At 68.3% G+C, this 4,367-nt stretch carries 4 protein-coding genes and 1 pseudogene; 1 reads left to right on the plus strand and 4 read right to left on the minus strand.

All coding sequences use genetic code 11. The features are described 5' to 3' along the window. Positions 1-419 (plus strand): annotated as a pseudogene (locus G6016_RS15400) (hypothetical protein); the annotation flags it as partial. 221 nt (positions 420-640) lie between these two features. On the opposite strand, the gene G6016_RS15405 reads toward G6016_RS15400, so the two are convergent. The 4 genes from G6016_RS15405 to G6016_RS15420 all read right to left on the minus strand — a co-directional run. Next, positions 641-1,528, minus strand: coding sequence for an oxidoreductase (locus G6016_RS15405; RefSeq protein WP_182633489.1), 888 nt, complete (start codon positions 1,526-1,528; stop codon positions 641-643). Positions 1,529-1,645: 117 nt separating this feature from the next. Continuing rightward, entirely contained in the window at positions 1,646-2,440 is a 795-nt protein-coding gene (locus G6016_RS15410; protein WP_182633490.1) for a MerR family transcriptional regulator, read from the minus strand. Between the two features lie 52 nt (positions 2,441-2,492). Continuing rightward, positions 2,493-3,230, minus strand: coding sequence for a hypothetical protein (locus G6016_RS15415; RefSeq protein WP_182633491.1), 738 nt, complete (start codon positions 3,228-3,230; stop codon positions 2,493-2,495). 365 nt (positions 3,231-3,595) lie between these two features. Then, on the minus strand, positions 3,596-4,367 hold a 772-nt coding region (locus G6016_RS15420), incomplete at its 5' end, for a hypothetical protein (RefSeq protein ID WP_182633492.1).

Genomic DNA, 4,367 nt, shown 5'->3' on the forward strand with positions numbered 1-4,367 from the left:
CGGTGGCCTCGTCCGGCTCCCTGCCGGGTTCGACCTACATCAACCCGACGGGCTCGGTGGGCTCGGGCACCATCGGCCTGGGGTCGGTCTCGATCCCGGAGATCGCCTTCCCCGTGCTGAGCGTGACGTTCGCCGGCGGGTACTTCGAGGCGATGGGCGAGCGCCAGCAGGCCGGCGAACTGTACCCGCACGAGCTGGACTTCTGGCACGGCGTGGTCGAGGGTTCGGCCGAGGGCGGTGCCGCGATCGAGAACGCCGCGCAGGCCAATGGCGTCCCGCTGCCCGGTGAGCTGACCGGCAGCATCGACGCGGTCCAGATCGCCGCCGACACCGATCCCTACGAGGACAACGAGCGTCGCCGCCTCGAGGCCATCGCCGCCGCCGAGGCCGAGGCGGCCGGCGAGACCGCCGGAGAATAAGCCCGGTAAGTCACGACGACGACGAGAGCAACCCCTCCCCGCCGTACACCGTCACCCGCCGACCGGACCGGGGCGATTTCCCGTGGGTGGGGCAATCGTGCCGCGCCCGCGAGCTACGCGGGTGCCGGTTGCTCGCCGGTGCCCGCTGAGCGCGAGGGCTGCTGCTCGCCGGTGCCCGCTGAGCACGAGGGCTGTTGCTCGTCGGTGGCCGCCCAGCGCATTCAGACGTCGGCGGTCATCTCCGCGCATCGCCGCCACAGCGCGGCGGCCACGTCCCGGTCATGCGAGGCCCGCGTGGAGTTCACGATCTGCGGGTGGCCGGTCAGTTCGCCCGGGCCGTCGGGCCCGATGTAGGTGCCGCCGGCCAGCGTGGGCACCGTGGCCGCGAACAGCTCGGGAAGCGCACCGCGTTCGGCGGGCTGGACCAGGAACGGGACACGCTCGATCACCTTCATGAACCCGTCCTGGATGCGGCTGCCGCTGCGGTACTGCAGGTCGGTTGCCGAGTATCCGGGGTGCGCGGCGATGGCCTTGAGTGGGGAGCCGGCGGCGTCGAAGCGACGCTGCTGCTCGTAGGCGAGCATCACGCACGCCTGCTTGGTGTCGGCGTACGCCGGCATCGGCGCGTACCGGCGGCGGGTGCGGTCGAGGTCGTCGGGGTCCAGCGATCCGAACCGGTGCATGATCGATCCCAGCCACACCACCCGGTCGGTGAGCACCGCCTCCAGTGCCCGGGTGAGCGCGAAGTGCCCCAGCACGTTGACCCCGAACTGCATCTCGTGGCCCTGCGCGGTCAGCGCGTGCGGGATGTTCATGAGCCCGGCGTTGTTGATCAGCACGTCGGGGGCGTGCCCGGCGAGCACCGCGGCGGCGGCCCGCACCGAGTCGAGGTCGGCCAGGTCGAGTTCCACGACCTCCCCCCGCTCCGGATGTGCGAGCCCCGACCGGGCGGCCTCGGCTTTCTCACGATTGCGGCACGCCATGAGGACGCGAGCCCCGGCGTCGGTCAGTGCCCGCGTGGACTGTAGTCCCAGCCCGCCGTTGGCGCCGGTGATCACGAAGGTCCGCCCCGTCTGATCGGGGATGTCGGCGATGGTCCATCGGCTCATGTCGGCCACCCTACGGAAAGCCCCGCCCGAGGCGTCGGGGCTTCCTTCGCGCGAAATCCGCTAACCCTGTTGCGGATCCGCTTCCCGTGTCCGGGGTAGCGGATCCGCGGCGGACCGTCACTCCCAGGCCGCGGTCTCGGGGTCGACGCCGTGCGCGCGGGCGTTGGCCTCGATGACCTCACGCAGCCATACGGCCAGGCCGGGCTCGACCGTGTCGTAGGTTTCCGTGAACCGCTCGTCCTGCGTGTACATCCGGGCCAGGCACACCTGCATCGAGTGCGTGCAGTCGTAGAACTGGGCGATCGATGCACGATGCCGCTCGGCCAGGGCCGCCGCCTCCGGCGAGTCGACGGCCACGCCGTCCCGCTTGGCCGCGGCGAGGTCGGCGTTGAGCTGATCGCCCTCATCCTTGATGCGCTGCCAGTCCTCCTTCGACATGGCATTGGCACGAGCCTGCGACTGCTCCCACTGCGGGGTGTTGCCCCAGCGCTCGGCCGCCTCGTCCTGGTACTCCTCATTCCAGTCGGTGCCGAAGATCTCGGCCCGGTCCTCCGGTGTCAGCGGAGCGTTCAAACCGATCGCCTCCTTCAGGCGGTCTACTGCGGAGACCATCTCCTGCAGGTGGGAGATGCGGCTGAGAAGGAGTTCTCGCTGCCTCGAAAGGTGGGCGGCTTCGTCCACCTCGGGATCATCCAGGAGCGCGGCTATCTCCGCGAGCGGAAAACCCAGCTCCCGGTACACCAGGACTCTGTGGATGCGGGCGATGTCGTCGTCGTCATATACCCGATAGTCCGACCACGTCCGCCCGCTCGCCGGCGCCAACCCGATACGGTCCCAGTGGTGCAGGGTCCGCACGGACACGCCGACGAGCTCGGCGACCGCGCCCACGGTGAGGCCCTTGCTCCTCGTCATTCCTCCAGCATCTCTCACGGCGACGATCCTGGGGCCTGACGCGACGTCAGGGTCAAGCCCCCGCTGTGCCCAGACAGGACGTGACGCTCTCGCGTGGGTCGGAGAAGACGTATTCCGTTTCGGGCGGGCAGCTCAATCCTTCGAGGTCCGGGGACTCACCGAGCATCTGCACCACCATGTCGCGCGGGTTGTCAGGCGGCGAGGCGCAGTCGACGGGGTCGATCCCGGCGTTCATCTCCTTTTCCATCTCGGAATCGGAGTCGAACGTCGTCATGCCCGGGTTCTGGCTGTTGAGGTAGCACTCGCCCTCGACGTACATCGGGTAGAGGCAGACCTGGACCTCCTCGCCATCTCGGCCGAACACGTAGACGAAGTTGCATTCATCCCGGGTCGGTTCGTCCATCCAGCTGGACGAGATCACGCGGAAGTGCGGTTCGGAACTGTCACACCTGATCTCGCGGGACAGGTTCCGGCCCTCCTTGTCGAGGCGGATGCAGGTGCCGTTCGCCGGGGGCTTGAGGGTGGCGTCCTCCCACTCCGGGTCGTCGGAGACCGTGCCCTTGGAGCCCAGGCCGCCCACGGCGCCCATCTCCGGCGCGCTGATGGCGTACATTTCGGCCTTCTCCCGGGTGGACTCGTCTCTCTCTTGGGTCCAGTTCACGAACTGCACGCCCGCAAACACGATCACCGCGAGGACCGCCACGACGGCCACCCAGGTGATCGGGGATTTCCACACGGGCTTCTTCGGCGGCTGTCCGCCCTGGCCGGGACCCGCGCCCTGGCCGGGCATGGCGCCAGGGTGGCCGAAGCCCGGGTGGTTCGGGTGGAATCCCGGGCCGTTCGGGCCGTTCGGGCCTGGCTGCTGGAATCCCTGGCCCTGCGGGCCGGGTTGCTGTGGCCTGTGGGGTGGAAAGCCTCGCTGTTGCGGACCGGGGCCTTGGGGGCCGGGCTGACCGGGCTGGTGTGGGCCTCGCTGTTGCGGACCGGGGCCGCCGGGCTGCGAAGGTGGTGTGGTCATGGGGTCTCCGATCTGGTGGCAGCGGCGTCGCAACTTAACCGGCGTTCAGTAAACGCTCGTCACATGAATAGCATGACAGTGCAAGTGAGGGGATCTCTGTGAGAGGCAGGCGCCGTCGGGCGCTGCTGGCGCGCGCGTCAGGCGCCTGCCTCCACGTAGCAAGAACTCACGTTCGCTCGATTGTCGGAGAGGAGATACTCCGTCTCGGGCGGGCAGTCCGCACCTTCCAGTCCCTGCGACTCGCCGAGCATCTGAATCACCAGGGCATCCGGTTCGATGGCCGCGGAACCGCAATCGACCGGCTCGAGAATGTCGTTGGTGTCGCTCACGAGCCGGGCTGTCAGCATGTAGCTCTCCAGCGTGACGTCGCTGGAGTCGTCACTGCTATTCACGTAACACTCGCCCACGCTATGGATCGGGTAGAGGCAGACCATGATTTCTTCGGAGGGAACGTCTCCGATGGTGAACACGGTCTGGCACTCGGAGGTGTTTGTATTGACGTTGTCGGAGGAGAAGACCACTCGGAAGTGGCGTTCGGTCCCGCCGCAATCGATCTCCCTGGTCAGGTTCGCCGCGTCCGCATCGAGGCGGATACAGGTGCCGTCCGCTGGGGGCTTGACCTCGTAAGTGGCCCACTTCGGGTCGTCACTGAGGGTGCCCATGATTTCCGGATCGCCGCCGGTGGTCCCGGATCCGAGGCCACTGCCGGAGCCGCCGCTCGAGCCGCTGCCGCCTGAGCCGCCACTGCCGGAGCCGCCGCCGGGGCTGGACCCGTCGGCGTTGAGGCCGGCTTCGAGGTTGGACTGTTCCTGCTCGTAATTGTCGTTGATGAGCTGCACACCCTGGTAGCCGGCGAAGCCGATACCTCCGAGGACCAGAACAACAATGACACCGATGAGGGGGAACACC

Origin of the sequence: Dietzia aerolata, from assembly GCF_014144865.1 — a bacterium.
Taxonomy (GTDB): domain Bacteria; phylum Actinomycetota; class Actinomycetes; order Mycobacteriales; family Mycobacteriaceae; genus Dietzia; species Dietzia aerolata.